Here is a 26,934-nt window from a genome sequence, read left to right as displayed (position 1 = left end):
GGTCGTGAATGGCTGAGATCTATACCGCCTCGGAGTCCGCGAGCCTCGGAGCGCTCTCGCCCGAGGCGAGCGAGCATATCAACAGCGTGCTGGCCGAGCTCGGCCTCGGCGGCAGTCAGGCCGTCGCGATCCAGACCGACAGCGCGGGCCTATCGGTGGCGCCCGGCGTCGACGCGGTGGTGGCGATCCCCTCGGCCGGCGAGACCAGCGTCGTTTCGGTGAGCGACGAACCGGTGGCCGTGATCCTGGCCGGCGGCGGCTCGGCGCGCATCGAGGGCGTCGGCGACGTCACCGTCCATGCCAGCGACGCCGGCAACGCGATCGAGTTGGGCGCCGGCAACGCGACGGTCTGGGGCGGTGCGGGCGCCGACAGCCTGTCGGGCGGAACGGCGGGGGGCAACCATGCGCTGTATGCGGTCGGCGCCGGCGACACGCTGGCGGGCGGCTCGGGTTCCGACACGCTCTGGGGCAGCGAGACCGGCGGTTCGCTGCTGCTTGGCGGCGCGAACGGGGGAACGGAGATCCGCGCCGGTGCGGGCGGCGGCGACACGATCCGCTCGAGCGGCGCGCAGGACACGATCTACGGCGGCCATGCCACGATCTACGCCTCGGGTCATTCCGCGCAGGTCCATGCCGACGGCGACACCGTGCATTCCAGCGGCGACGGGACCACGATCGACGGATCGGCCTCGGCACAGGCCCTGCACGTCGACAGCGTCGGGCGCTTCGCCACGATCCTGGGCGGTGCGGGCAACGACACGATCATGCTGCACGACGCACCGGGCGCCCACGTCGCGACGGGAGCGGGCAACGACCACCTCGCCGCCTCGATGCAGGGACAGGCGACCCTCGACGGCGGCGCGGGCGACGACAGCTTCCTGCTCTACGGCGCCACGGACAGCGTGATCGGCGGCGACGGTTCGGACCATTTCGCGATCCTCGGCCATGGCACGGGCTACGACACGCTGGACGGCGGGGCCGGCGACGACACCGCCTGGTTCCGGGACCGCGACCACACCAGCGCGCAGATCAACCATTCCGGCCTGTCGACCTTCGTTTCGTTCGACGACGGCTACTCGGCCTCGCTCACCGGCATCGAGCACCTCCAGTTCCGCGACACCGTTCTGTCGTCCTGATCGCGGACGCCGGCTGCCGTCCCGCGTGGGCTCGGTGCCCGCTGCGACTTTGCGCCCGCTTAACCTTTGCGCGCCATGATCGGGGCGTCCCGTCACACCCGAGCCGCCATGTCCGCCCTGCCCGAGCCCGCCGGAACCCGCGACAGGCGCGCCGAAGCTCTGGCTGCCCGCTCGGCAGGCGACCATCTGCAGGCGCTGGCGCTGTTTCGCGAGGCCGGCGACCGCTGGAGCCGCAACGATGCGGGCCTGGAGCTTCTCGCGCTCGGGCGCGTCGACGAAGCCGAGCGCGAGGCGGTGCTGCTCCTGCGCGAGGCGGCCGACTTCGCCCCGGCGCACCGAACGCTCGCGCTCGTGGCACGGCGGCAGGGACGGCACGAGGAGGCGTTGCAGCGCTTTCGGGCCGCTGCGGTCCGCGCGCCGGACGACCTCTGGAGTCGCCAGGACGCCGCCGCAGAGCTGCGCGCGTTGGGTCGGCTCGACGAGGCGGAGGAAGCGCTGCGCGGGCTGGCGTCGGCGACGCCGCTGCCTCACGCCGTGCGCGAGCTCGGACGCGCGGCGCGCATGCGCGGCGACGGCGAGGCCGCCTTGGCGGCGTTTCGCGTCGCATCCGAGCTTCGGCCCGACGACCCCTGGTTCGAACTGGATCGCGCAGAAGCGCTGGTCGCGCTCGGTCGCGCCGACGAGGCGTGCGAAAGGCTGGCAACGCTGGCCGGGCGGCAGCCGCGCTTTGCGGGCGCGCCGCGCCTTCTGGCCCGCATCGCACGCGACAACGGCGACGGCGCGGGCGAGATCGCGTATTGGCGGCGCGCTGCCGCGATCGATCCGGCCCATTCCCTGGATCTTGCGGACGCTCTGCTTCGATCGAACGAGCTCGCGGAAGCGGTTACGCTGGCCGCGCGTCATCTCGTAGGCCATCCCCGCGCGCTGCGTGCGCTGCAGATCCTGGTGCGCGCGGCCCAAGAGGCGGGCGACCTCGACCTGGCTCTCGCCCATGCCCGAGCGGGCTGGGCCCGCGGCCATGGGCCGTTGCAGGCGGGCCTGGAACTCGCCGCCACGCTGCGCGCGGCGAGCCGCATCGCAGAAGCCGAGGCCCTGTATCTCGATCTGGCCGGGCGCGAGGACGCTCCGCCCGAGGCTTTCGTGGAACTCGCGCTCCTGGAGCGCCGCAGCCGGGGAATCGAGGCGGCGCGGACGCGACTGGCCTCGGCGCTGAAGCGGGCACCGGGCCATCCGCGCGCGCTTCTGTGCCTGGGCGACCTCCTGCGCGAGACCGGCGAGATGGCGGAGGCCGAGGAGGCCTACCGGTCGGCGCTTCTGGCGCGACCCGGTTTCGGCTGGGCGCTGGCGGGACGGGCGCAACTCGCCGAGGCGCGCGGCGATAGGGCAAACGCCGACGCGCTGTGGCGCGAGGCGATCGAGGCCGAGCCGGCGGAAAGCTGGTTCGCAGTCGCCTTCGCCGCGCGGCAGCGCGAGCGTGGCGCCTTTCGCGAGGCCCTGGCGCTTCTTGCGACAGTTCCGGACAGCTCGCCGCGCGCGCCCGAGGCGGCGCTGGGTCGAGCTCATGTCCTGCGCGCGCAAGGCGACGGACCCGGCGCGCTCCTCGCCTTCGAGGCGGCCGCGCAACGCTGGCCGCAACAGGCGGAAGCCTGGGTCGAGGCGAGCGAGGCGGCGCTGCGCCTGGGCCAGGCCGATCGCGCCCTGCACCTCCTGACGGGCGGCGAGACGGCGTGTCCGGATCACCCGGCATTCCCGGAAGCGCAGGCGCGCCACGCCGTGTCGCGTGACGATCTCGGCGCGGCCGAGCGCTACCTGGAGCGAGCCGAAGTGCTGGACGGTGGGCGGATCTGGCCGCAGATCGCGCGCGCGCGGCTGGCGGCGGCCGGGGGTCGCCCGGCCGAGGCGCGGGCGCGCTTGGCCGCGATCCGGCGCCGCTTCGGTCCGCGCGCCGAGACCGAACTCGCGCAAAGCGAGATCGAGCGCCAGTGCGGCCGTCCGGAGCGCGCGGAAGCGCGGCTGCGGGCCGCCCGGCGCCGTCATCCCGGCCACCCGCTCCTGGCGGCCCAGGCCGTGCTCACCCTGGTGGAGGCGGGCCGTCTCACCGCCGCCGCAGCCCTGTTGCCGCTGCTACCCGGCGCCACGCCGGCGGAGTGCGGGCGCCGTCACTTCGCCGCCGCGCAACTGGCCGCGGCGCATTGGGACTTTCCGCGTGCGATCAGGGAGGGCGAGGCCGCCGTGCGCCTCCTGCCCACCGACGGCTGGGTGCGAAACCGCCTCGCCCATGCCGCGCTTCTCGCGCTCGATACGGAGCGCGCGACCTCGGTCCTGGCCGACCTCGCCGCGCTGGAAGCGGGCGCCAACGCCCTGCGCGGCCAGTCCGCCAACCCGTCGCAAACCCATTACGGGCAGCTTCTCGACGAGTTCCGGCTCGATGCGGACGCGCTATCGGCCCTTCGCGACGCGCTGGTCCGGCCCGGCCAGGAACGCCTGGCCGCGATCGACGCGGTCGTCCGCGCCTTTCCCGACAGCACGGCGCCCGCCATCCTGCGCTTCATCGAGGCGCGCCGCGCCGGCGCGCTTCCGGCCATGCTCGGCTCCGGCGACGGGGGCGTGCCGCGCCGGATCCACCAGTTCTGGACCGATCCCGAACCGCCTGCGGACGTATCGGCCTACATGGAAAGCTGGCGTCGGCGAAATCCCGGCTTCAGCCACCGGCTCTGGGACGACGCTTCCGCGCGGCGCTTCATCGATCAGGAGGCTGCACCCGAGGTGGGCCTGGCTTTCGGGCGCGCACGCGAGCCCGCCATGCGGGCCGACATCTTCCGCCTCGCCCTTCTCGCACGCGAAGGCGGCGTGTGGGCGGATGCCGACGACCGGTGCCGGCGGGGCATCATGCCCCTTCTCGAGCGTGGTGCGGGTCTGATCTGCTATCAGGAGGATCTCGGCTCGCTCGGCAACAACTGGCTCGCGGCCCGGCCGAACCATCCGGTGGTCGTCGAGGCGCTCCGCGCGGCGGCCGCGGCGGTGAACCGGGGCGATAGCGACATCCTTTGGCTCGCCGCGGGCCCCGGCCTCCTAACACGCATCGCCGCCGGCGTCGTGGCCGCCGGGAACCCGGATCTGGTTGTCCTGGATCGGGCCGCGTTTCTCGACCACGTCGCGATCCATTGTCTGGCCGCCTACAAGAGCAGCGACCGGCACTGGAGCCGCACGGCGTTTGGCGGGCGTCGCCGCCCGCGGGGCTGACCTCTAGGCGGCGCGGTCGGACGCTTGCGATCCGAACAGGGCGTGGGCACGCGCTTCCAGACGCCGACGAGTGGCAAGCGGAACCTGGCGGCGCGACTTCGCACGCGGCAACGCCATCTCGGCGACCGGGGCGAAGTCTCCCGTTTCGCGCTCCGCCGCGTTGTCGAACGGCAGGTCTTGCAGGTTGTCGACGAAGCTCTCGGCCGGCACGCCCTCGGCTAGAAGCAGCGTGTGCCGGTCGAGCTCCACGTGAAGATAAAGAAGCGGATCCGGCCCCAACGGCTCGCGCAGGACGCCGACCCCGTCCACAAGGGCCGCGGCATGGATCAGCACGCCGTCGAGGCCGATCGCGTGGTGGGGCGAAACAAGAAGGTCGCGGCGCGGCAGGCTCTCGCCCAGAGTGCCGGCGCGAATGCGGATCGGTTGCACGCGCAAGGGGTCGAGGCCACGGACAGCCAGCGTTTGGCGCCCGATCCAGCGCACGCGCTCCACCGCGCCGTCCGCCGTCACGACGAGGTCGCCGGGCTCGAGATCCTCGACCGGGCGCTCGCCGCCCGGCGTTGCCAGCCGCGTGCCGGGCCGGAAGCAGACCGGCGCGGCCATCTCGATCGGGACGGGTCCGTCGGCCAGCGTGGCGACGAGGCTCGGCGCGGGCGACGAGCCGCCGACACCGAGGCCGTCACTCGTGCCGCTGACGCCTGATCCACCGCCGCCCGACCCGAACGCCGCAGGCGAGCCCGCGCCGGTGTCGCTCGCGCCCGTGGCGCTGGCGATCGCCTCGGTGGCGGCGCCGGATGGCGACGACGATGCGGACCCGGACGACGACGATTCGCCCGACGCCGTCGTGTCCGAGCTTGCCTCGCCGGACGCTTCGCCGCCGCCGCCCGATCCCTCGCCGCCGGAACCGGAGCTTGGGTTCGAAGCCGCCGCGCCCTCGCCGGACGCACCGGCCGCTTCGCCGCGCGAACCGGATGCCTCGCCGCCGCGCCCGGCCGCGGCGGCGGCACCGTTCCCGCCTGCGGCCGCGGAGCCGCCCGCCGCGGACAGCGACGCGCCGCTCGGCATCGCACCGCCAGGAGCTAAGTTGACCGCAGGGCCGGCCCCGCCCGCGCCGACAGGCCCCCCCGCGCGCAGCCCGGATACGGCCTGCGCACCGTTCGCGCCGCTTCCACCCGCTGCCGCAGAGGCCGCCTCGCCGCCAGCCGACGGGGAACCATCGCTGCTTCCGGTTTCGTTCCGCGCCTCGCCCACGCCGTCGTCGGCCCGCCCGGAGCGCGTCTCGGCGCTTGAACGCGCCGTTGCGGCGGAGGCGGCAGGCGTTGCGGCCGTGGCCGCGATGCTGCCCGACATGGCGACGCTCGCGGCCGCCGAGCCGGCGCCCGACGCGGGCGATCCCGAGGAGCCGGAACGCTCGCGCCCCGCGCCGCCCTCGTCGTGCGGGGAAATGTCCTCGTCGGGATGGCTCATGGCGGTCTCTGGGCGGCGGGCGCGAAAGCAAGGCTGCGGGACGAGCGTGGTGCAGCGCGCGTCCGTCCGCAAGCGGAAGCTCGCGACAGGGCAAGCAAAGCGTGAAGAGCAAGGCCGCCGGTCAGCCCCCCGCCAGCCGCCGATGCGATAGGTACCGCTTGCGCACGACCATGGCGCCAGACCCGAGGGAGCGGACGTTCGAAGCGGCGCTATGGATTGGACCGAACTCCTGCGCGCCGATCCGATCCTGGCCGATCCCGCGCGGCACGCCGAAGCGCTGATCCGCAACGCCTCGCGCCTCCTGCGTGAAAGCCGGCCCGATGCGGCCGCCCGCCTTCTCGACCGCCGGCTGCGCATCGCGCCGCCTCCCGCACCGGCCGAACGCGCGTTGGCCGCCTTGGCGTCGAGCCTTGCGGGCCGACGCCTCGACGCGGAACGGGCGCTCAGCGGCGCGCTGGCCGCCGACCCGCTGGACCCGGCCGTGGGCCTCGCCGCCCTGCGGCTCGCGCCGGGCGACAGCGAGCGACGCGAGGCGGCCCGCCGCCTTCTGGCGGGTCCGGCAACGCCCGACGACGCGCGCTTGGCGGCGTTGTCGGCGCTGTTTGCGACCGGTCAGGATGCCGTGGCTGAGCTTGCGCTTCGCGACGCGGAGCTGTCGGGATGGGTGGCCTGGCGCGGCGAGGCACGGCCGGTCCTCGCCCTACTCCATCAGGACGGGGAAACCCACCACCTCCTGCACGCCGAGCCGGGACCGACCTTCGCACCCGCTGGCAGCGCGTTGGCCCTTGTCGCGGGCCGCATCGGCCGGCCGCTGTCCGGCTTCGAGCTTCGGCACGGCAGGACGATCCTCGACAAGGGGACCGTCAGCGCACGAAGCCGGCACGGTGCCCCGTTGCCCGTCGCCTGTGCCCCGTCGGCCACGCCCGCGCCGCGCCCGCTGCGCATCGTGATGCCGGTCTTCGGCGACCCCGACAGCGCGGCGGACGCCCTTGGCGCGGCGATCCGCGAAGCGCGGCGTCTTGCGGACGCGGCTCTTGTCGTGGTGGACGATGCCTCGCCGGACCCGGCGCTGCGGGCGCTTGTCGAGGCGCTGGCCGAACGCGGTCTGATCGAGCTGCGGCGCACCGCCGTCAACCTCGGCTTCACGGGCGCCGTGGCGCTCGGTCTGGACGGGATCGGGGAGCGCGACGCGCTGATCCTCAACAGCGATGCGATCCTGCCGCGCGGCGCGCTGGAGAGGCTTCGAAGCGCCGTCTACGCCGCCGCCGATATCGGCAGCGCGACGCCGCTCTCCAATAACGGCGAGTGGACCAGCCTGCCGCGTCTCGGGGCGCCGGGCCCCCTTCCCGCGACGGAGGAATCAAGCCGGCTCGACGAAGCGGCACGTCGCGCGGCGACGCCGCCGGTGGACCTGCCGAACGGCATCGGCTTTGCGCTCTACCTGCGCCATGACGCGCTTCGGGCCGCCGGCGGCTTCTCCGCCGTCTACGAGCGCGGCTATTTCGAGGATGCCGAGCTGACGCTGCGCCTGCGCGCCGCCGGTTTCCGCAACGTCGCGGCGGCGGATCTCTTCGTCGCCCATCATGGCTCGCGTTCCTTCGGCGCCGACAAGGGACCGCTCGTCGCGCGCAACCTGCGGCACCTCCGGCGGCGCTTCCCGGACCTGCGCGAGGAGTCGGCCGCCTTCCGCCGAGCCGACCCGCTGGCGCCCGCGCGCGCCGCCGTCGAGCGCGAGGCGCCGCCGGGCGGTTATCCGATCCTGGTCGTGGCGCCCGCCGGCAGTGCGCTGGCCGCCGAGCGCCTGGCCCGCCACGAGGCGGCGGGGCGCGCCGCCGTTCTCCTCTCGTGGCGCCGTGTCGGTACCTTGCTGAGAGCCGAGTTGCGCGGCACCGGCCTGGCGGCGCCCCAGTCCCTCGCCTTCGAGCTGCCGCGTGAGGTCGCGGCGTTGCAGCGCTGGCTTCGCGCGCTCGATCCCGAGCGCCTGGAGCTCGGCGGTGGGCCGCCGCCCGAGCCCCTGGCGGAGACCGTGACCGCGATCCCGAGCGCCGTCACGCTTCTGGCCGGCGACCTGGTCGGCCATGGCGGAGCGGACCTGCCCCTGCTGGACGGGTTCGAGGCGTGGCACGAGCGCCTCGGCGACCGTTGGCTCGAGGTCGTCGCCTCCGATCGCGCCACGCTGGCCGCGCTGGGGCAACGGCTGCGGGGACAACCGGATGCCGCGCGCATCGAGCTCGATCTGGCCAAGGCCGTCGCGCCGCCGCGGCCAACAAGCCACCGCACGCCCCCCGTTCTGGCGCTCGTGATGGGCGTTCCCTCGCCGCGCTCGCATGCCTTCGCGCTGCGCCTGGGAGCCGCCCTGCGCCTGCGGCTGGGTTCCGCGGCGTGTTGCGCGATATTGGGACCGAGCGCCGACGACCTGGCGCTGATCCGCGCAGGCATGGATGCGCAGGGCGCGGTGACCCCGGAGGAATTCCCCGACCGCCTGCGTGCGGCGGGCGCGCGAGCGCTTCTTCTGCCGCCCGCCGACCCGTCGCTCGCCTTGTTCGATCGGCTTGCCGCCGAAACGGCGCTGCCCGCCGCGCGCCTCGACTGGAGCGAGGGCGCCGAAGTCCCGTCCGACCCATCCCTACTCGTGCCGAGGAACCAAGGTGAACCCGATATCGTCCGCGCCGTCGTCGATTGGTTCGCTGGTCGCCTCGCGCCGTAGGCGCCGGGCCGGCGGCGCGCCCGACCCCGAGTTGAGCCTGGCCGGAGACCTTCGGCTCGCGGTCGCGCGCACGGGCGAGTTCCTGATCGAGGGCCACGCCGCCGATCCGCTCGATCCCGAGCGTCGCTTCGTGGTGGAACTCGTCCTCGACGGCGTCGCAAGCACCATCGCGCGCGCCGACCTGTTCGTGCCGGGTCTGGCCTTGGCCGGCGCGGACGGTCCGGCGGTCGGCGACGGGTGCTACGGCTTCGTCTTCGCGCTGGACGGCGCGCAGCTTCCCCACGTCGCCGTCGCCGAGGTGCGCCTGGCCAACGGCGCCCCGCTGCCCGGCTCGCCGATCCGCCTCCACGAGGGTGAGCCTTTCGTTCCCGCGGATCGCCCCTGGGGCTTGGCCCGCTGGCGGGGCGGGCTTGAGATCGAGGGCTGGGTTTCCCGAGAGGCCGCGCCCTTTCCGGCGCGCGTCGAGGCACGGATCGACGACGAGACGGTGGCCGTCGCGCGCGCCGACCGATGGCGGAGTGTCGAGCGCGGCGGGGACCTTCAAGCCGAGCCGGGCTTTCGCCTGCGCCTTCCCGAGGAATGGGCCGATGGACGGCTGCACGAGGTGGAGATCCGGGTCGCCGGCCGTCCCCTGCCCGGCGCACCTCTCCCGATCCTCGCCGCTCCCGACGGCCTTGCCGCCTTCTTCGAGGGCCGAGCGGAAACCGACGCAGAGCGGCCTCGTGCCGAACGGTTCGATCGCTGGTTCCCCCGTTCGGTGCCGTTCGCGGAGTTTGCACGATGGGAGGCGCGCTTCCCGCCCGCCGTGCCGGAGCTCCCGGCACAGATGCGGATCGCGGTCGCGGTGATCGGCGAGGATGGGGCAGAGGAGACGCTTCAGGCCCCCGACCTCCTGCCGCGTGCCGACTGGATCGGCGCCGTCCTGCCCGAACGCGAGGGACGCTTCGAACCGGGCGACCTTCTTCACTTCCTGCGCGACGAGGGCGCGAACTGCGAACTCCTGGTCGTGATGCGCGCGGGAACGCTCGCGCGGCCGGGCGGAGCCGAACGCCTTCTCTCCGCCCTTGTCACGGACCCGGACGCGGCCCTCGCCTATGGCGACGCGTTTCTCGTGCTCGCCGACGGGAGCGAGGCGCCGCTGGCGCTCACCGCGCCCGACCGGGAGCGGATGCTGGAACAGGGGGCCGTGGGCAACGCGCTCGCCCTTCGCCGAGCCGGCGCCATCCAGGCGCTGGAGCAGGGCAGCGCCACGCTCGACGACCTGTTTCTGTCCCCGCTCGAGGGCGCTTCGAGCCGAAACACCCATCGGCACGTTCCCGGCTTCGGCTTCGCGCTGCCGCTCTTCGGCGCGGGGGCAGCGGATCAGCTCGCGTCGGCCGCGCGCCGCATCCTGGCGCGGGAGGACACCGCGGCCGATGTCGAGCCGCGCGCGGACACGACGCTGCCGGCGGTGCGCATCCGCCGCGCGGTCGCGATGGACGCGACCATCGTTCTCGACCTCGGCCATGGCGATGCCGCTGTGCTGGAGCGAGCGCTGGACGCGCTGGAAGCCTCGCGCCGGGTCGCGCGCGTCGCCCTGTCCGTCTCGGCCTGCGCCCTCGACGAGGCGAGCGCCCGGAGCCTGCGGCTCGGCGGCGTCGCGGTGGAATGCGCGCCGGCGGGCGTGTCGTCCGCACGCCGGCTCGCCGGCGCGCTGATGCGGGCGGAAACCGAGGCCGTGTGCCTCCTCGACGCGCGGCTGCGTCCGCTGGACGACGCGTGGCTTGCCGAGCTCCTCGGGCGTCTCGGCGACCCCGGGACCGGTCTCGTCGCCCCGCTCATCACGGACCGCGAGGGCTTCGTTCTCCAGGCCGGCCTGCGCCTGTCGCTCGGGCGTGCGCCGGAGCCGCGCGGATGGGGGTGCGGTGCGCAGGATCCGGGACCCGGCGACGTCCTGCGCGTCGCCCATCAGGTGGCGGCGATCCTGCCGGAGGCCTTTGCGACACGGCGCGCCGACTTCACGGCGCTGGGCGGGTTCGACCCGGTCCTGTTTCCGTGTCGCTTCGGCGCGGCCGACTACGCGCTGAAGCTTCAGGCCCTGGGGCGACGCATCGTCGTGTCGCCCGACGCACGGTTCTGGCGCGAGGGCGCGGGGGTGTCGCCTTCGCCGCTGGAGCGCGCGGCGCAGATGCGCGAAGCGGCGCGGCTGGAGGCGCGCTGGGCTCATGCGGCGGCGTGCGATCCGTTCTGCAACCCGCTTGTCGCGGGCGATGGCGATGCGCTGGCCTGGCCGCCCGGCGATCCGGCGCCGCGCTCGGGCGCGATGCGCCCGCCCCGGCCCGTTCCGCCGGGCTGGTGAGGCGTCACACGGCGCGCGCCGTCGGCAGACGCATGCGGCGGCGGAACTCGGCCGGCGTGCAGCCGAACTGGGCGCGGAACGAGCGGTGGAACTGCGACACCGAGCCGAAGCCCGTCTCGAAGGCGATCGCCGCCAGATCCTTCTTGGTGGACAGGACGAGGCTCTGCGCCGCCATCAGGCGGTGGCGTCCGATATAGGCCTGGATCGTCAGCCCGAGCGCGGTGCGAAAGCGCGTCATGGCGTAGTTCGGATGGAGCGCGACGGCCTCGGCGACGTCCGTCACCGAGATCGGCCGATGGGCGTTGTCGGCCACGAAGCCCATCATCTCCAGGACCTTGCGCGGCATGACGCCGGCCGCCGGCCGCGCCCGCGCATGCTCTCCCGCCAGAAGGTCGCGCCATCCCGACACGTCGAGCCAGCGCAGGATCAGGAGCACCTCGGCGGCCAGCAGCTCGCCGATGCCCGGCGGCGCCGGCGCGCGCACGCCCTCGACGAGGCGCTGGAAGCGCGATGCCTCGAAGCGCTCCGGATCGGCCGCGACCAGGAGCCCGCCGGCCAGCGCCGCCGCGCGCAGGGGCTCGGAAAGCGGCGCGGCCAGAAACATCTCCAGCGGCAGGTAGATGCAGACGTAGCGCGAGCCCGGCTCCACCGCAGTCGTGCGATGGGCGATCGCGCCCCAGAACAGGGCGAAGTCTCCGGCGCGGATCGTCGCCTCGCGTCCGCCGTGGAGGTAGGTCGCCGCCCCTTCCAGCATGAAGTTCAGCTCGATCTGGCTGTGCGCGTGCGCGGCCGACATGACGTAGACGTCCTGGCCGGTCGAGACGATGAAGTCGTGCCCGGGCACCACGAAGCTGTCGAGCGGCAGAAAGGTCGGGGCATCCGGTTCCCGCGCCGCCGCGTCGTCCCCCCTCATTCGCCATCTCCCCCGCCCGCGATCGCCGCGCACCGAAAACCTTAGGATCTGCGATATCTATCGCGTCCCTCGCGACGACAGGCAAGCTTGGGCTGCTACGATCCGGCTTCCAGGAATGCCGGACGCGACACGATCCGGCGACCGATCGGGACGGAACCCATGCGTTGCCAGGCACTTGCGGCGGCTCGCCTCGCTGCGCCCTTGCGGCCTCGCCTTCTTCCGCCCGCCAACGCGACAAGGGAGGATGACATGACGCAATCTCTGGGACCTGTCCGGCGCGCGGCCCTTGCCGGCGCCGCCCTTCTGGCGACGGCGGCCAGTCCCGCCCTCGCCCAGGCTCCTGCGGTCTCGGGAGAGATCACGATCTGGAGCTGGAACGTCGCGGCCGAGGCGCTGCGTGCCGTGGTGCCCGCCTTCAACCAGCGCTACCCCGATGTGAAGGTCACCGTCGAGGACCTCGGCAACCAGCCCGTCTACGACCGGGGCCTGGCGGCCTGCGCGGCCGGCGGCGCCGGCATGCCCGACGTCTACACGGTGGAGAACCACGAGTCCGAGGTGTTCTGGGCCCGCTTCCCGGACTGCTTCCGCGACATCAAGGCGATGGCGCCCGACCAGCCGGCGCTGCTCCAGCGCTTTCCCGCCTTCAAGCTCGCCGACCTCACGATCGGCGAGAAGGTCTATGCCGTGCCCTGGGACTCGGGGCCGACTGCCGTCTTCTACCGGCGCGACATGTACGAGAAGGCCGGCGTCGACCCGGCCGCGATCCAGACATGGGACGACTTCGTGGCAGCCGGCCAGAAGGTGGTTGCGGCCAACGGCGAGGGCGTCAAGTTCGCCTCCACCAACGCCGACTCCTCCTGGTTCCGCATGCTCGCCAACCAGAACGGCTGCGCCTACTTCGACGAGGCGGGCGAGAACGTGACCATCAACCAGCCGGGCTGCGTCAGCGCGCTGGAAACCGTCGGCAAGATAGCCAAGGCCGGCTTGTTCCAGGCCGCCGACTGGGGCGAGTCGCTCCAGGCGATCAACGGCAACAAGCTGGCGAGCGCCGTCTACGGCGGCTGGTACGAGGGCTCGGTGCGCGCCGCCGCCCCCGACCAGAGCGGCAAGTGGGGCGTCTACCTCATGCCCGCGCAGGAGCCGGGCGGCAACCGCGCCGCCAACATCGGCGGCTCCTCGCTTGCCATCCCCGCCGCCTCGAAGAACCCGGAGGCCGCGCTCGCCTTCGTGAACTTCGCGCTCGGCCAGCCCGCCGAGCAGATCGCGCAGTTGAAGAGCAGCGGCCTCGTGCCGACGCTGCCCGAGGCCGTCGACGACCCGTTCGTGAAGGAGCCCCAGCCCTACTGGGGCGGCCAGCCCATCTGGCAGACCATCATCGGCACGCTTCCCGACATCAAGCCGGCGCGCGGCACGCAGTACTTCGCCGAGGCCGACAACGTCTTCATGACGGTCTACACCGACTTCCTGAACGGCCAGGGCGAGGCCAAGGCGGTGCTCGACCAAGCCGCCGACGAGATCTCGGGCGCGACCGGCCTGCCGATCAAGGATTAGCGCTTCCGCCCGCCCGGCGTTTTCGCCGGGCGGGCCGCCTGCCCCTCGCCCGTCGTCTCTCCGCCAGGATCGGCCACAGCCCATGCGCAGCGGCACGCTCACACCCTACCAGTTCCTCGCGCCCTACCTCCTCGTCTTCGCGGTCTTCTGGTGCTGGCCGCTCGTGGAGTCGGTGATCCTGTCGTTCCAGAACACACGGGTGAACCCCTGGGTGTTCGACCTCGACATCAACTGGCGGCGCCTCTGGCTCGACCGGCAGTTCCACAACGCGCTCGGGAACACGCTCTTCGTACTCGTGGTACAGGTGCCGGTCATGCTGGCGCTGGCGACCGCCCTGGCGCTCGCGCTCGACGCGCCGTACCTGCGCGGACGCGCCCTCTTCCGCTTCGCCTTCTTCGCGCCGGTGGTGGTCAGCGAGGTCGCCTATTCCGTGGTCTTCCGCCTCCTGTTCAACGGCCAGTTCGGCGCCGTGAACGCAGGGCTGGAGGCGATCGGCCTGCCGCGCCTCGACTGGCTCTACCGCGACGGTCCGGCCATGGCGGTCGTGATCCTGGCCGTCACCTGGCGCTGGACCGGCTACAACGCGATCATCCTCCTGGCCGGCCTCCAGTCCATCCCGAAGGAGCTCTACGAGGCCGCGCGCATGGACGGGGCGAGCGCCTGGTCCCGCTTCCTCCACGTCACCCTGCCCCAGCTCGCCCCCGTGATCGTGTTCTGCCTCGTCCTGTCGGTGATCGGCACGATGCAGCTCTTCGCCGAACCCTGGCTGATCACGGGCCAGAGCAACCGGGGGCCAGGCCAGGGAACCGAGATGCTGGGAACCTATCTCTACAAGCAGGGCTTTGCGAACCTCAACTTCGGCTATGCCTCGACGATCGCCTACACGATCGCGCTGATGGCCGGACTGATCGCCGCGCTCAACATCCTCATCGTCGGAAGGCGCGCGCGATGAGCGGCGCCATCCAGGCCCGGGCCCGGCGGCGCGACGGGTGGATCTCGCTGGCGCTCCTGCCGCTGGCCCTTCTCTGGCTCGCGCCGCTTTATCTCATGGGCGTCTACGCCTCGCAGTCGGACGCCGCGATCTTCTCGGCCTCGACACCGCTCCTGCCGGGTGGCGAGCTCTTCGCCAACGTCGCGCGCGTCACGCAGATGGTCGGCTTCGACCGCGCGCTCCTGAACTCGGTGGTGGTCGCGGTGGTCTATGCCGCGCTCTCGACCCTTCTCACCGCGATGGCGGGCTACGCCTTCGCGCGCTACGACTTCGTCGGCAAGCGGCCGCTCTTCGGGCTGCTGGTGGCCACCCTCACCGTCCCCTATGCGGTAGTGATCATTCCGCAATACGTCCTGGTGGCGCGCGACCTCGGGCTCGCCAACACCTACGCGGCGGTGATCGTGCCCCCGCTCTTCAACGCGCTCGGCGTCCTGTTCATGCGGCAGACCTTCGTGTCGCTGCCGCAGGAGATCCTGGACGCGGCGCGGATGGACGGCGCGGGCGAGTTCCGCATCTTCTTCCTGGTCGCCCTGCCGCTCGTGCGCCCCTCGCTCGCCGCGCTCGTGATCATCCTCTTCCTCGCCTCGTGGAACAACTACCTCTGGCCGCTCTTGGTCGCGACCGAAGCGCAGGCGCGCACCGCGCCGGTCGCGCTCGGCGGCATCCTCTCGGCCTCGTCCGGCATCCCGCCCTGGGGCGCGATCATGGCCGGGGCGAGCGTCCTGACCCTGCCCATGATCGCCGTCTTCCTCTTCCTCCAGCGCCACTTCGTGTCCGGCATCACCGCCGGCGCCGTGAAATGACGCGCCCGAACGCCGTGGAAACCAGCCCCATGTCCGACACCGCCACGCCCCTTCGCTGGGGCATCATCGGCACGGGCGCGATCGCCAGGGTCTTCTTCGACGCGATCGAACAGAGCCGCGCCGGACAGCTCGCGGCGGTCGCGACGCGCGGCGCGCCGTCGCCGGAGATCGAGGCGCGCTTTCCCGGCGCGCGCATCGTCTCGGGATACGACGCGCTTCTCGCCGATCCCGCGATCGACGCGGTCTATATCGCAACGCCCCATCCGACCCATGTCACGCTGGCGATCCGCGCCGCGGAGACGGGCAAGCACGCGCTGGTCGAGAAGCCGCTCGGCGTGAACGCGGCCGAGGCCGAGGCGGCGATCCATGCCGCACGACGCGCCGGGACCTTTCTAGGCGAAGGCTTCATGTACCGCTTCCACCCGCAGGTGGCGCGGCTGCGCGAGCTGATCGAGCAACGCGAGGTCGGCGAGATCGGCCTGATGCGCGCAAGCTTCGGCTTTCGCGCCGAACTGCCGGAGACGCACCGGCTGCTGGCCGACCAGCATGCCGGCGGCGGCATCCTCGATGTCGGGGGCTACGCGATGTCGATGGCGCGCCTCGTCGCGGGCGCGCGGGAGGGCGCGGACTTCGCCGACCCCGTCACGGTCGCGGGCGCCGGGCGGCTCGGGCCGACGGGCGCGGACCTCGTCGCCTCGGCGAGCCTCCTGTTCGCCAACGGGCTCGTGGCGGAGGTCAGCTGCTCCGTCGCGCTCGCACAGGAGAACCGCGTCGAGCTGCAGGGCACGCACGGCCGCATCCTCCTTCTCAACCCGTGGATGGCGGGCGGCAAGTCGGCGGACGAGGCCATGATCGTGGTGGAGCCTACGGGTGGCGCGGCACGGCGCATCGTCGTGGAGCACGGGCAGAATACCTACGCGCGCGAGATCGACGCGGTGGCGGACGCCGTCCGCGCGGGCCGCTCCGAGTTCGCGTCGCCCGGACCGACCCATGCCGACACGCTCGGCAACATGCACGCGCTCGACCGCTGGCGCGCCTCGATCGGCCTCACCTATTCCTTCGAGCGCCTGGAGACGGGCCGTCCGCCCTTGTCCGGGCGTCCGCTCAAACAGGCGAGCCGCCGGTCGATGCCCGAGCGCCGGATGCCGGGCGTCGGGCGCCCCGTCTCGGCGGTCGCGCTCGGCACCGCGAGCTTCACCGGCGCGACCCAGGCCTTCGCGGTCATGGACGCGTATTTCGAGGCGGGCGGCGCGCTGTTCGACACGTCGTTCTGGTACGGCGCGAACGGCTTGGCGGACCGGCACCTCGGCGCCTGGATGGCGTCGCGCGGCGTGCGGGACGCCGTCTCGCTGATCGCCAAGGGCGCCCACACGCCGCTCTGCTACCCCGATGTGATCGGCCGCCAGCTCGACGCCTCGCTGGAGCGCCTGCGCACGGGGCGCACCGAGATCTACATGATGCATCGCGACAACGAGGACGTGCCGGTGGGCGAGTTCGTGGACGCGATCGCGCGCGAGATCGCGGCCGGGCGGATCGGAGCCTACGGCTTTTCGAACTGGAGCCTCGGCCGCTTCGACGAGGCGCGCGCCTATGCGGAGGGCAACGGCCTGCCGCTGCCGACCGCGCTCTCCAACAACTTCAGCCTCGCCGAGATGCTCCACCCCGTCTGGGCGGGCTGCGTGTCGGTTTCCGACGACGCGTCCAAGGCGTGGCTCGCCGACGGACGCGTCGGCGTCTACGCCTGGTCGAGCCAGGCGCGCGGCTTCTTCACGGAGCGCTCCGGCCCCGAGCGGCGCGACGACCCGGAGCTCGTCCGCTCCTGGTACGGGGCACGCAACTTCGAGCGCAAGCGCCGCGCCGAGGAGATCGGCCGCCGCACCGGGCGCAGCGCGACGCAGGTCGCGCTCGCCTACACGCTGCACCAGCCCTTTCCCGTCGTGCCGCTGATCGGCCCGCTCACGGTCGCCGAACTCGACGACTCGCTCCAGGCCCTCGACCTCGCGCTCACCCCCGACGACGTGCGCTGGCTCGAAGCCTGACCCGACCCATGCCCGAAAGCCTTGCCATGACGAAGCGTACCCTTGGCGTCTGCTACTATCCCGAACACTGGCCGGAAGCGTGGTGGGCCGACGACGCACGGCGCATGGCGGCGCTGGGTCTCACCTTCGTGCGGATCGGCGAATTCGCCTGGAGCCGGCTGGAGCCGCGACGCGGCACCTTCGAGTTCGACTGGCTGGAGCGGGCGATCGATACGCTTCATGCCGCCGGCCTGCGCGTCGTTCTCGGCACGCCGACCGCGACCCCGCCGAAATGGCTCGTCGACGAGATGCCGGACATGCTGCCGGTCTCGGCGGAAGGGCGTGTGCGCGGCTTCGGCTCGCGCCGGCACTACGACTTCAGCCACGCGGGCTATCGGCGCGAGTGCGCGCGCATCGTCGAGGCGCTGGCCCGGCGCTTCGGCGCGCACGAGGGCGTCGCCGCCTGGCAGACCGACAACGAATACGCCTGCCACGACACGACGCTCTCCTACTCGCAGGCCGCGCTCAACGGTTTCCGCGACTGGCTGGGCGCCCGGTACCAGTCGCCCGACGCGCTGAACCGCGCCTGGGGCAACGTCTTCTGGTCGATGGAGTATGCGAGTTTCAACGAGATCGAGCTGCCGAACGCGGCGCTGACCGAGCCTGCGCCCGCCCATGTCATGGACTTCCGGCGCTACGCCTCCGAGCAGATCGTGCGCTTTAACCGGTTGCAGGCCGATATCATCCGGCGCCACGCGCCCGGGCGCGACGTGATCCACAACTTCATGGGCCGCACGCTCGGCTTCGACCACTTCGACCTCGGCCGCGACCTCGACGTATCGAGCTGGGATTCGTACCCGCTCGGCTTTCTCGACCAGTGGGCCGACAGGCCGGCGGAGTTCAAGCGGCGCTTCCTGCGCGCGGGCGACCCCGACATCCAGGCCTTTCATCACGACCTCTACCGCGCGACGTCCGGCGGGCGCTGGTGGATCATGGAGCAGCAGCCCGGCCCCGTGAACTGGGCGCCGCACAACCCGGCCCCGCGCGAGGGCATGGTGCGTCTGTGGACGCATGAGGCCTTCGCCCACGGGGCCGAGGTCGTCAGCTACTTCCGCTGGCGGCAGGCGCCGTTCGCGCAGGAGCAGAACCACGCGGGCCTGCTTCGGCCCGACAGCGAGCCCGCGCCGGGCTTTGCGGAGGCGGAGACGGTGGCGCGCGAGATCGCCGCGCTCGATCTGCCGGAGGCGACCCAGGCCCCGGTCGCGATCGTCTTCGACTACCCCTCCGCCTGGGCCTGGGAGACGCAGCCGCAGGGGCGAAGCTTCACCTACTTCCGCCTCGTGCACGAGCTCTACCGGAGCCTGCGCCGCCTCGGCCTCTCGGTGGACTTCGTGGAGGCGGCGAACCCCGACCTGTCCGGCTACAGGCTCGTGCTGGTGCCGGGGCTCTTCTCGTGGAACGAGCGGCTGCGCGCGGCGGTCGCAAGTGCCGAGGGCGAGGTCGTCGTCGGCCCGCGCTCGGGCTCGCGCGACCCGAACTTCGCGATCCCGACGTCGCTGCCGCCCGGCCTGCCCGGCCCCCTCGCCGCCTTGAAGGTCGCGCGCGTCGAGAGCCTGCCGCCCGGCGCGAGCGTTCCCGTCGCGGGCGAGAGCGGCGCCTTCGGCACGTGGCGCGAGTTCCTGGTCGGCACCGGAGACTTCGACGTCCGCCTTCGCACGGAGGACGGCGAACCGGCGCTGGTCGGCTCGGGCACGCTCTCCTACCTCGCCGCCTGGCCGGACGCCGACCTCGCGGTCTCGATCCTACGGGGCGCGGCCGAGCGGGCCGGTCTGCCGGTGCTCGATCTGCCGCCGGGCCTGCGCGTGCGGCACTCGGGCGGGCTCGTCCATTGCTTCAACTACGACGAGGCGCCGGTCCATCTGCCGGATCACGGCCTGTCCGGCGAGCCGGTTCTCGGCACGCACGATCTGCCGCCGTCGGGCGTCGCAATCCTGCGCGAGGGGTGAGCGGCGGGCGCGCGCCGAAAGACACCTCGTCGTGAAGGCCCTTGCGCACGAGAAGCGGGGCCAACACCTCCTCCCGCATGCTCCGCATGCTCCGCACGCTCGCCCTTCTCCCGCTCCTCCTCGTCCCAGCGCTGCCGGCGCTCGCGCAGGCGCCGGCCGCTCCGCCCGCGGTGGTGCGGCCCGACGCCTTCGCGGGCGCGGTCGAGCGGGCCCGCACCCTTCCCGCGCTTCAGACGCTGCTCGTCTCGGTGAACGGGCAGACGCTGGTGGACGAGGGATTTGGCGGCGTGCGCACGGACCGCGCCCACAACATCAAGTCGGCCTCGAAGTCCGTGGTCTCGGCGCTGGTCGGCATCGCGATCGACAAGGGGCTGATCCGTGGCCCCGACCAGCCGATCGCCGACTTCCTGCGCGCCGACTTTCCCGCCGAGCCCGACCCGCGCCTCGAGCGCGTGACGGTGGGCCAGCTTCTGTCGATGCAGGCCGGGTTGGAGCGCACCTCGGGCGGCAACTACGGCGCCTGGATTTCGTCGCGCAACTGGGTCCGCGACGCGCTGGCTCGACCCTTCGTCGACGAGCCGGGCGGGCGGATGCTCTACTCCACCGGCTCGACGCACCTTCTCTCGGCGATCCTCCAGCGCGCCTCCGGTCGCTCTGCGCTGGCGCTCTCGCGCGAATGGCTCGGCCCCGCCGGGATCCGCGTCAGCGACTGGGAGCGCGATCCGCAAGGGGTCTATCTCGGCGGCAACCAGATGGCGATGGCGCCACGCTCGCTGCTCGCCTTCGGCGAACTCTACCGGCGCGGCGGCACGGCTGCGGACGGGACGCGCGTCGTCTCGCGCGACTGGATCACCGAGAGCTGGACGCCGCGCACCACCTCGGCCTTCCATTCCGGGCGCTACGGCTACGGCTGGTTCATCGACCGCTTCGCCGGCCACGAGGTGCGCTACGGCTGGGGCTACGGCGGGCAGATGATCTATGTCGTGCCCGATCTCGGCCTTACGGTCGCCGTGACCTCCGACGAGTCGGCGCCTTCTGCGCGCAACGGCTACGTCCAGGAGCTGCACCGCTTGCTTGCCGAGGCCATAATCCCCGCGGTCGCCGGTACGCCGCCGGCGGGCGGCTGAGCCGATCGACAAAACGGCGCACGCTTGGAAACAAGGTCGCACGCCACCATTTAAGGGTTTCGCAAGGAGATCCTGATGGCAACCTACAAGAAGACCCAAGAGGCCGTCGCGGCGCTGACGCCCGAGCAGTACCGGGTGACCCAGCAGAACGGCACCGAGCGTCCCGGCACCGGCCCGCTTCTCGACAACAAGGCACCGGGCATCTACGTCGACATCGTGTCGGGCGAGCCGCTGTTCGCCTCGGCCGACAAGTTCGACTCCCATTGCGGCTGGCCGAGCTTCACCAAGCCCATCGAGCCCGCCAACGTCGCCGAGCTGCGCGACACGACCTACGGCATGGTCCGCACCGAGGTGCGCTCGACGCACGGCGACAGCCATCTCGGCCACGTCTTCGACGACGGCCCGCGTGACCGCGGGGGCCTGCGCTACTGCATCAACTCCGCCTCGCTCCGCTTCGTCCCGCGCGAGCGCATGGAAGCCGAGGGTTACGGAGAATACCTGTCTCAAGTGGAGGAAGTCGCATGAGCACCGAGCGCGCCGTTCTGGCCGGAGGTTGTTTCTGGGGCATGCAGGATCTGATCCGCCGTATGCCGGGCGTCGTGTCGACGCGCGTCGGCTACTCCGGCGGCGAGGTTCCCAACGCCACCTACCGCAACCACGGCAACCATGCCGAGGCGATCGAGATCCTGTTCGATCCCGCCAAGCTCAGCTACCGCCAGCTTCTGGAGTTCTTCTTCCAGATCCACGATCCCACGACCCCCAACCGGCAGGGCAACGACCGGGGCCCGAGCTACCGCTCGGCGATCTACTTCGAGAACGACGAGCAGCGCCGGGTCGCCGAGGACACGATCGCCGACGTCAACGCCTCGGGCCTGTGGCCCGGCAAGGTCGTGACGGAGTTGGAGCCGGTCGGCGACTTCTGGGAAGCCGAGCCCGAGCACCAGGACTACCTCGAGCGCATCCCGAACGGCTACACCTGCCACTTCGTGCGGCCGAACTGGCGCCTGCCGCGCCGCGAGCAGGCGGCCTGATCCGGGCAAGCATCGCCGTTCACCCATCACCGACACCCCGCCTCGCGCGGGGTGTTTTCGTTTGCGAGGATCGCAAGCAACAAAAAGCCCGCTCGGGGGAGGACCGAGCGGGCTCAAAGGTTGCGGGTCGTTTGGGAGGAGGATGACCCGCGCCCTTTTTGTGCCACCACGCTCCTCGCCGCACCAGCACCGCGAATGCATGGCTGCCATGCGCCCCTCAAACGGCGGACGACAGGTCCGCGCGAGTCTCGCGTGATCTCGGCGGCAACCAGCCGAGCGGACAGGCCACCCGACCTGCCATGCCCGTGATGGGATCGCCGGTTCCCGGCCGGCGTTTGGGAGGGGAGATGCGCCCCCATGGCTCGCGCCATCGCAGCCGACGACGGTCCCCTGATCGAGCCGTCGTATCTGCGAGGGTGGCCACCTCGACCAGCGCGAGCGCTTCACAAACCGGCGAACGAGCGGGTTCGGCCGGCGACGAAGGTGAGGTGGACCACCAGCCGCTTCCATCGATGGCGCGGCCCGGGCACGGAGGAGACCGCGTTTCCCGGCATCCACCTCGCCTTTTGCCGGTGGGCCTTCGTTCGCCCTGGGGCCAAGACGCTTGACGTCGAAGCCGGATTGGTCGCAATCTCGCTTCCGAGCGCGGGCGTAGTTCAGCGGTAGAACGCCAGCTTCCCAAGCTGGATGTCGTGGGTTCGATCCCCATCGCCCGCTCCAATTCTCGATCGCATGACGACGCTCTTCCGCCCGCCTCCCTTCGAAGGGCGCGTCCGCTTCGCTTTCGCGTCGGGCATCTCGATGCGCCTGAACCGTCAGGCTTAAGCAATTCTTTCCAAATCTGTTGCCCGACCGGCGCGTTGGCGTAGTCTCCCAAGATGTTGCGGCGTGACCTAAGGGGAGGATGATGGCAAAGCTGACGACGTTCGAGCGTCTCTACCGTGCGGCGACCAAGTATCTTCCGCCGCGCTACGCCGCGCGGATCGATCACATGCGACCCGCCTACCGGGCGTCCTGGGGCGGCCCCTTGAACGGACAGGTCCAGCGGCAGGCACTGGTTCGACAGATCTTCCGCGTCATCGACTTCGACGAGGTCATCGAGACCGGGACCTTTCGCGGCACGACCACGGAGTTCTTCGGCTACCTGTCGGGCCTGCCGGTGCACTCGATGGAGACCGTGGAGCGGTTCCATGCCTATGCCGTCCAGCGATGCGAGACGCTGCCCAACGTTGAGATCGCGCACGAGGACTCGCGGACGGCCCTGCGCCGCCTGGCGGCCCGACCGGACAACCGGCGCACCTTTTTCTACCTCGATGCCCATTGGCAGGAGGACGTGCCGCGGCACGAGGAGCTGCGGATCATCCACGCGCGCTGGAGCGAGGCCGTGGTGATGATCGACGACTTCGAGGTTCCTGGCGACGAGGGCTATGGCGTTGCGCTTTATGGCGGACACCGGCTGACGGCGGAGTATCTGCCCGCCCTGCCGGGTTGGCGGCGCTTCTATCCCTCGACCCACTCCGACGCCGAGACCGGCGCGCGGCGCGGCTGCATCGTCCTGGCGACCGAGGCGCTCGCGCGCCGCCTCGATGCCGTCCCGCTTCTCGTGCCGGTCGACCGGCCCGCGGTCGCGGCGGCCTGACAGCAGCGCGCGGTCAGGACGCGGCGGCGAGGGTCCGCACGAAGCGGATCGTACGCGGATCGGCCGCCTGGCGGAACAAGCGGTCGGGGGAGCCCTCCTCGACGACGACGCCGTCCTGCAGGAAGGCGACATGGTGGGCCATGCGGTCGGCCAGGCGCAGGTCGTGGGTCGCGATCAGCATGGTCGTCCCCTCGCCCGCCAGCGCGCCGAGAACCTCGACGACCTCGGCGGCGAGCTCGGGGTCGAGCGCGGAGGTCGGCTCGTCGCACAGGAGAAGTTTCGGCGAGGCGGCCAGAGCGCGGGCGATCGCCACGCGCTGCTGCTGGCCGCCGGAGAGCATCGCGGGATAGCTGTCCGCCTTTTCGGCGAGCCCGACCTTGCCGAGCAGCTCGCTCGCCCGCGCCCGTGCCGTCTCCGGCGTCCATCCGAGCACGACCACCAGCCCCTCCATGACGTTGCCGAGCGCCGTGCGATGGGGAAAGAGCTGGAAGTTCTGGAACACCATGCCGGTGGAGCGCCGGATCGCCAGAACCTGACGACTGTCGAGACGGCGACCGGGCTCGAAGCGGATCGGAGGACCGTCGAGCTCCAGCTGACCCCGATCGGGAACCTCCAGGAGGTTCAGGCAGCGCAGAAGCGTCGACTTGCCCGAGCCCGACGGTCCGATCAGCGCCGTGACCGCACCCTTTCGCACTTCCAGGTCGATGCCGCGCAGGACCTCGTTCGTGCCGAAGCGCTTGTGGATACCCGAGACGCGGATCATGCGCGCGCCTCCGCGAACGCGCCGGTGCCCGAGAAGCGGCGCTCGAGGCGCGACTGAAGGGCGGACAGGACCGACGAGATGGCGAGGTAGAAGAGCGCGGCCTCGATATAGAGGATGAGCGGCTCGTAGGTCACGGCGACGATGCGCTGGGCCTGCTGGAAGAGTTCGGGCACCGTGATCGCGGCGGCGAGCGATGTGTCCTTCACGAGCGAGATGAAGGAGTTCGACAAGGGCGGGATGGCGACGCGCACGGCCTGGGGCACCACGGTGCGCCGCAACGCCTGGGCGCGCGTCATGCCGATGGCGTAGGACGCCTCCCATTGGCCCTTCGGGATCGACGACAGCGCGGCGCGGATGATCTCGGACGTGTAGGCGCCGACGCTGAGCGAGAAGCCGATCAGGGCCGCGGGAAAGGCGTCGATCAGGATGCCGGCGCTCGGCAGGCCGTAGAAGATCACGAAGAGCTGGACCAGAAGCGGCGTGCCGCGAATGAACCAGACATAGAAGCGCGCGATCGCCGCAACGGGCGCGGGCGCGAAGAGCCGCGCCACCGCCGTCAGGAAGCCGAGCGCGATGCCGCAGACGAACGACAGGATCGCCAGCGGGATGGTGAAGACGAGCCCGGCGCGCAGGAGCGGCCAGGCCGAGTTGAGCATGAGCTCCAGAAAGGGCGGCAAGGTCCGGCGTATCCCTCGGGCGGGCGACGGCTTCGGCCGCCGCCTCAAATGTTGGGTCCCGCCGCGATCAGCGCGAGACGTCGGCGCCGAAGTAGGTCTGCGAGATACGCTCGTAGGTACCGTCCGCCTTGATCTCCGCCAGGGCCTTGTTGATCGCCGCGACGAGATCGGGATTGTTCCGCTGGACGATGATGCCGGAAGCGGCCGCCTCGTCCTGCGAGGCGACCGCCTCGACCGGCGCATCGGGCTTCTGCTTGCGGAAGTCGAGGAACGACAGGTTGTCGTTGATCGTGGCATCGGCACGCCCGGTCAGCACGAGTTGGATCGACTGGTCGAAGCCATCGGTGCCCACCAGCGTGGCGCCGGCGCCTTCCGCGATGCGCCCGTAGTTCGACGTCAGCGACTGCGCCGCGCGCTTGCCCTTGAGGTCGGCGAAGTTCTTGATGTCCTCGTTGCCCTGCTTCACGATTAGCACGGCACGCGAGACGATATAGGGATCGGAGAAGTCGAAGCGCGCCTTGCGCTCCTCCGTGATGCCGACCTGGTTGATCACCGCGTCGTAGCGATCGGCGGCAAGGCCGGCGATCAGACCGTCCCACTTGCCCTCCACGAACACCGGCTCGACGCCGAGACGCTTGGCGACCTCGCGCCCGATCTCGACGTCGAAGCCGACCAGTGCGCCCGAGGCGTCGTGATAGGTGAAGGGCGCGTAGGTGCCCTCCGTGCCGATGCGCAGCGCCTTGGCCGACTGGATGTCCTGAAGGCTGCCGGCCATGGCGGGGCCCGCAAGGGTGGCAAGGGCGACGGCGGCAAGAAGGGCGAGACGCTTCATGGGAGGCTTTCCGGCTCGTTGAATGGCCGGACACTTGGGACAGCGCCCGCCGATCCTCAAGGAACGGCTTGGCGCCGAACCGCCGATGGCGGAACGTTTTTTCCCATGCCCATCCGGCGCAAGCCGCTCTCCAGCGAGACCGGCCCTCTCAAGAGCCGTCAGCAGTTGGCCGCGATGCCGGCCGCGTCGTTGGCGCCGCGCGCGGTCTGGCAGGCAGCGCCGCGTGCCAGGTCGTTGAGACCGTTGCGCGTGGCGTCGAGCGCCCGCGAGCCGGCCTCCTGGGCCCGCTCCAGCGTCGGCGCGGCGGCGTCGCGCACGTCGCGCGCGGCCGCGGACGCCGCATCGCCCACCTCGCGGCCCGCATCGCGAAGGGCCTCGCCGGCCTCGCGCGCCTCGTCGGCCGTGGTGCGCTGGACCGGGGCGGTCGTCGTCGCCGCGGTGCCGGCGGCGGGCGCGGTGCTCGTCTCGTCGGTGCAGCCTGCGAGAAGGGCGAGCGTCAGGAGAAGGGGCGCAATCGGGCGCATGGTGCGTGTCCGTTGATGGAAAGCGAAGGGTCGCCCCTAGATGGTGAGCCGTTCGGAGGTGACGAGGGGGCGGCCCGCCCGCGTCGATCACGAGGGCTTGCACGACGGCCCGCCGCATCCGCCCACCCTTCCGCGCGCCCGCAACCCGCGAAAAGGCCGAGGCAGGCGAACCCTTTTGGCTGTCGGATGTTGAGGGAGCCAACCATTCGAGGCGAGAAGGATCCGATGTCCGTGTCGAGGAATGCCCTATCGCAGACCCGGTCGATCGAGATCGTTCACGAGGGGCGCGCGCTGCGCGGCACGCGGTACGGACCCGACGAGCCCCGGGCTCACATCCTGTTCGCCCATGGCTTTTCCGCTAACCGCATGGGTTCGGGCCGGATGATCGTGGACTTCGCCCGCCGGCTCGCCGCGCGCGGCTTCGCGCTTTCGGCCTTCGACCGAGCCGGCCACGGCGAAAGCGACGGCGCCTTCTTCGATGTCGCCGTGCCCGACGAGATCGCCCAGCTGTCCGCCATGGTGGACAGCGTTCCGGGACCGTTGCATCTGGTGGGTCATTCGCTGGGCGGCATGGAACTGGCGACGCTGGCCGGCCGCAGGCCGGAGACGGTCGCGAGCCTGACGCTCTGGGCGCCGGCCGCCGCCAGCGCCGACGAGGTCGCACGGGGAGAGATCCTCGGCCGCCCCATGGGGCGAATCGATGACGACCATCCGTTCGACGTCGAGGGACAGGCGCTGGGCCCCGCCTTCGCGGCGGGCTTCCAAAACTACGATCCCTTCCAGGGCCTCGATGCGTATGCCGGGCCGGTTCACCTCCATCACGGCGAAAGCGACGCGGTGGTCCCGCCGCGCTATTCGCATCGCTATGCCGAGATCTGGCCGCAGGCCGAGCTGACGCTTTATCCCGGCGCCGATCACGGCTGGTCGCAGCTGGATACGCGCCGCGCCCTGATGGCCCACAGCGTGCGGCAGATCGAGGCGGCAACGCGCTAGCGGGTCGTGCCGGCTTCAGCGAACTCTGCGGCTCCGGCAGGTCCAGGGGGACCGGCTATGCCGTCTTTTGCCGATGCGAGCGACGGCTTGCAGAAAGGTTCGGGGGACAGCGACGGGTCGCAATCTCCTTGACGACCAGCGACCCCGCGGCACCCTGCCCCGGGTCGCCGGGCGC

At 71.8% G+C, this 26,934-nt stretch carries 20 protein-coding genes and 1 tRNA gene; 15 read left to right on the top strand and 6 right to left on the bottom strand.

Annotated features, from left to right (window positions below; all coding sequences use genetic code 11):
• Positions 1–8 precede the first annotated feature (8 nt).
• Both BLQ76_RS06110 and BLQ76_RS06105 read left to right on the top strand, forming a co-directional pair.
• Positions 9–1,136 carry a calcium-binding protein gene (locus tag BLQ76_RS06110; protein ID WP_090670459.1) on the top strand — a complete coding sequence of 376 codons (1,128 nt, stop codon included), beginning with the start codon at positions 9–11 and terminating at the stop codon, positions 1,134–1,136.
• A gap of 108 nt (positions 1,137–1,244) precedes the next feature.
• Positions 1,245–4,379, top strand: coding sequence for a tetratricopeptide repeat protein (locus BLQ76_RS06105; RefSeq protein WP_170842495.1), 3,135 nt, complete (start codon positions 1,245–1,247; stop codon positions 4,377–4,379).
• A gap of 3 nt (positions 4,380–4,382) precedes the next feature.
• Here BLQ76_RS06105 and BLQ76_RS06100 read toward each other — a convergent pair whose 3' ends face one another.
• Positions 4,383–5,846 carry a Hint domain-containing protein gene (locus tag BLQ76_RS06100; protein ID WP_090670455.1) on the bottom strand — a complete coding sequence of 488 codons (1,464 nt, stop codon included), beginning with the start codon at positions 5,844–5,846 and terminating at the stop codon, positions 4,383–4,385.
• A 211-nt stretch (positions 5,847–6,057) separates the two neighbouring features.
• Between BLQ76_RS06100 and BLQ76_RS06095 the strand changes: the two genes are divergently transcribed.
• Both BLQ76_RS06095 and BLQ76_RS06090 read left to right on the top strand, forming a co-directional pair.
• Positions 6,058–8,553: a glycosyltransferase gene (locus tag BLQ76_RS06095; RefSeq protein WP_090670452.1), complete on the top strand. Its 2,496-nt coding sequence runs from the start codon at positions 6,058–6,060 to the stop codon at positions 8,551–8,553.
• The gene (locus tag BLQ76_RS06090) at positions 8,495–10,891 is read left to right on the top strand and encodes a glycosyltransferase family protein (protein ID WP_090670450.1); all 2,397 of its coding nucleotides are present in this window, start codon (positions 8,495–8,497) and stop codon (positions 10,889–10,891) included. The genes BLQ76_RS06095 and BLQ76_RS06090 overlap by 59 nt, the downstream gene beginning before the upstream one ends.
• 4 nt (positions 10,892–10,895) lie before the next feature.
• Here BLQ76_RS06090 and BLQ76_RS06085 read toward each other — a convergent pair whose 3' ends face one another.
• Entirely contained in the window at positions 10,896–11,804 is a 909-nt protein-coding gene (locus BLQ76_RS06085; protein ID WP_090670447.1) for an AraC family transcriptional regulator, read from the bottom strand.
• A gap of 249 nt (positions 11,805–12,053) precedes the next feature.
• Between BLQ76_RS06085 and BLQ76_RS06080 the strand changes: the two genes are divergently transcribed.
• The 10 genes from BLQ76_RS06080 to BLQ76_RS06035 all read left to right on the top strand — a co-directional run bounded on the left by BLQ76_RS06080 (position 12,054) and on the right by BLQ76_RS06035 (position 22,970).
• Positions 12,054–13,355, top strand: a complete 1,302-nt coding sequence (locus BLQ76_RS06080; protein ID WP_090670445.1) for an ABC transporter substrate-binding protein — start codon at positions 12,054–12,056, stop codon at positions 13,353–13,355.
• A gap of 82 nt (positions 13,356–13,437) precedes the next feature.
• Positions 13,438–14,307 carry a carbohydrate ABC transporter permease gene (locus tag BLQ76_RS06075; RefSeq protein WP_090670442.1) on the top strand — a complete coding sequence of 290 codons (870 nt, stop codon included), beginning with the start codon at positions 13,438–13,440 and terminating at the stop codon, positions 14,305–14,307.
• Positions 14,304–15,149: a carbohydrate ABC transporter permease gene (locus BLQ76_RS06070; RefSeq protein WP_090670439.1), complete on the top strand. Its 846-nt coding sequence runs from the start codon at positions 14,304–14,306 to the stop codon at positions 15,147–15,149. The genes BLQ76_RS06075 and BLQ76_RS06070 overlap by 4 nt, the downstream gene beginning before the upstream one ends.
• Before the next feature lie 29 nt (positions 15,150–15,178).
• Positions 15,179–17,188, top strand: a complete 2,010-nt coding sequence (locus tag BLQ76_RS06065) for an aldo/keto reductase (protein ID WP_090670436.1) — start codon at positions 15,179–15,181, stop codon at positions 17,186–17,188.
• A 26-nt stretch (positions 17,189–17,214) separates the two neighbouring features.
• A complete protein-coding gene (locus BLQ76_RS06060) occupies positions 17,215–19,173 on the top strand; it encodes a beta-galactosidase (protein ID WP_090671365.1) in 1,959 nt (652 codons plus the stop codon).
• Between the two features lie 77 nt (positions 19,174–19,250).
• Positions 19,251–20,300 carry a serine hydrolase domain-containing protein gene (locus BLQ76_RS06055; RefSeq protein WP_090670433.1) on the top strand — a complete coding sequence of 350 codons (1,050 nt, stop codon included), beginning with the start codon at positions 19,251–19,253 and terminating at the stop codon, positions 20,298–20,300.
• A gap of 75 nt (positions 20,301–20,375) precedes the next feature.
• Positions 20,376–20,825, top strand: a complete 450-nt coding sequence (gene msrB / locus BLQ76_RS06050; RefSeq protein ID WP_090670430.1) for a peptide-methionine (R)-S-oxide reductase MsrB — start codon at positions 20,376–20,378, stop codon at positions 20,823–20,825.
• On the top strand, positions 20,822–21,331 hold the full coding sequence (gene msrA, locus BLQ76_RS06045) for a peptide-methionine (S)-S-oxide reductase MsrA (protein WP_090670427.1): 510 nt from the start codon (positions 20,822–20,824) through the stop codon (positions 21,329–21,331). Before msrB ends, msrA begins: the two co-directional genes overlap by 4 nt.
• Positions 21,332–21,976: 645 nt before the next feature.
• Positions 21,977–22,051, top strand: a tRNA-Gly gene (locus BLQ76_RS06040).
• A gap of 187 nt (positions 22,052–22,238) precedes the next feature.
• Complete coding sequence (locus tag BLQ76_RS06035; protein WP_090670424.1) at positions 22,239–22,970, top strand: hypothetical protein; 732 nt, start codon at positions 22,239–22,241, stop codon at positions 22,968–22,970.
• A gap of 13 nt (positions 22,971–22,983) precedes the next feature.
• On the opposite strand, the gene BLQ76_RS06030 is transcribed toward BLQ76_RS06035, so the two are convergent.
• The 4 genes from BLQ76_RS06030 to BLQ76_RS06015 form a co-directional block, all read right to left on the bottom strand.
• The gene (locus BLQ76_RS06030) at positions 22,984–23,733 is read right to left on the bottom strand and encodes an amino acid ABC transporter ATP-binding protein (RefSeq protein ID WP_090670421.1); all 750 of its coding nucleotides are present in this window, start codon (positions 23,731–23,733) and stop codon (positions 22,984–22,986) included.
• Positions 23,730–24,410 (bottom strand): amino acid ABC transporter permease, encoded by a 681-nt coding sequence (locus BLQ76_RS06025; protein ID WP_090670418.1) that lies wholly within the window; start codon positions 24,408–24,410, stop codon positions 23,730–23,732. Before BLQ76_RS06025 ends, BLQ76_RS06030 begins: the two co-directional genes overlap by 4 nt.
• A gap of 67 nt (positions 24,411–24,477) precedes the next feature.
• Positions 24,478–25,242: an amino acid ABC transporter substrate-binding protein gene (locus BLQ76_RS06020; protein ID WP_090670414.1), complete on the bottom strand. Its 765-nt coding sequence runs from the start codon at positions 25,240–25,242 to the stop codon at positions 24,478–24,480.
• 158 nt (positions 25,243–25,400) lie between these two features.
• Positions 25,401–25,766, bottom strand: coding sequence for a hypothetical protein (locus BLQ76_RS06015; protein WP_090670411.1), 366 nt, complete (start codon positions 25,764–25,766; stop codon positions 25,401–25,403).
• A gap of 225 nt (positions 25,767–25,991) precedes the next feature.
• On the opposite strand from BLQ76_RS06015, the gene BLQ76_RS06010 reads away from it, so the two are divergent.
• A complete protein-coding gene (locus BLQ76_RS06010) occupies positions 25,992–26,759 on the top strand; it encodes an alpha/beta hydrolase (protein ID WP_170842494.1) in 768 nt (255 codons plus the stop codon).
• Positions 26,760–26,934: the final 175 nt, after the last annotated feature.

The organism is Aureimonas jatrophae, assembly GCF_900104035.1.
GTDB lineage: Bacteria > Pseudomonadota > Alphaproteobacteria > Rhizobiales > Rhizobiaceae > Aureimonas > Aureimonas jatrophae.
The sequence above is the reverse complement of the archived record's forward strand: the minus strand, read 5'-3'. Positions and strand labels throughout refer to the sequence as shown.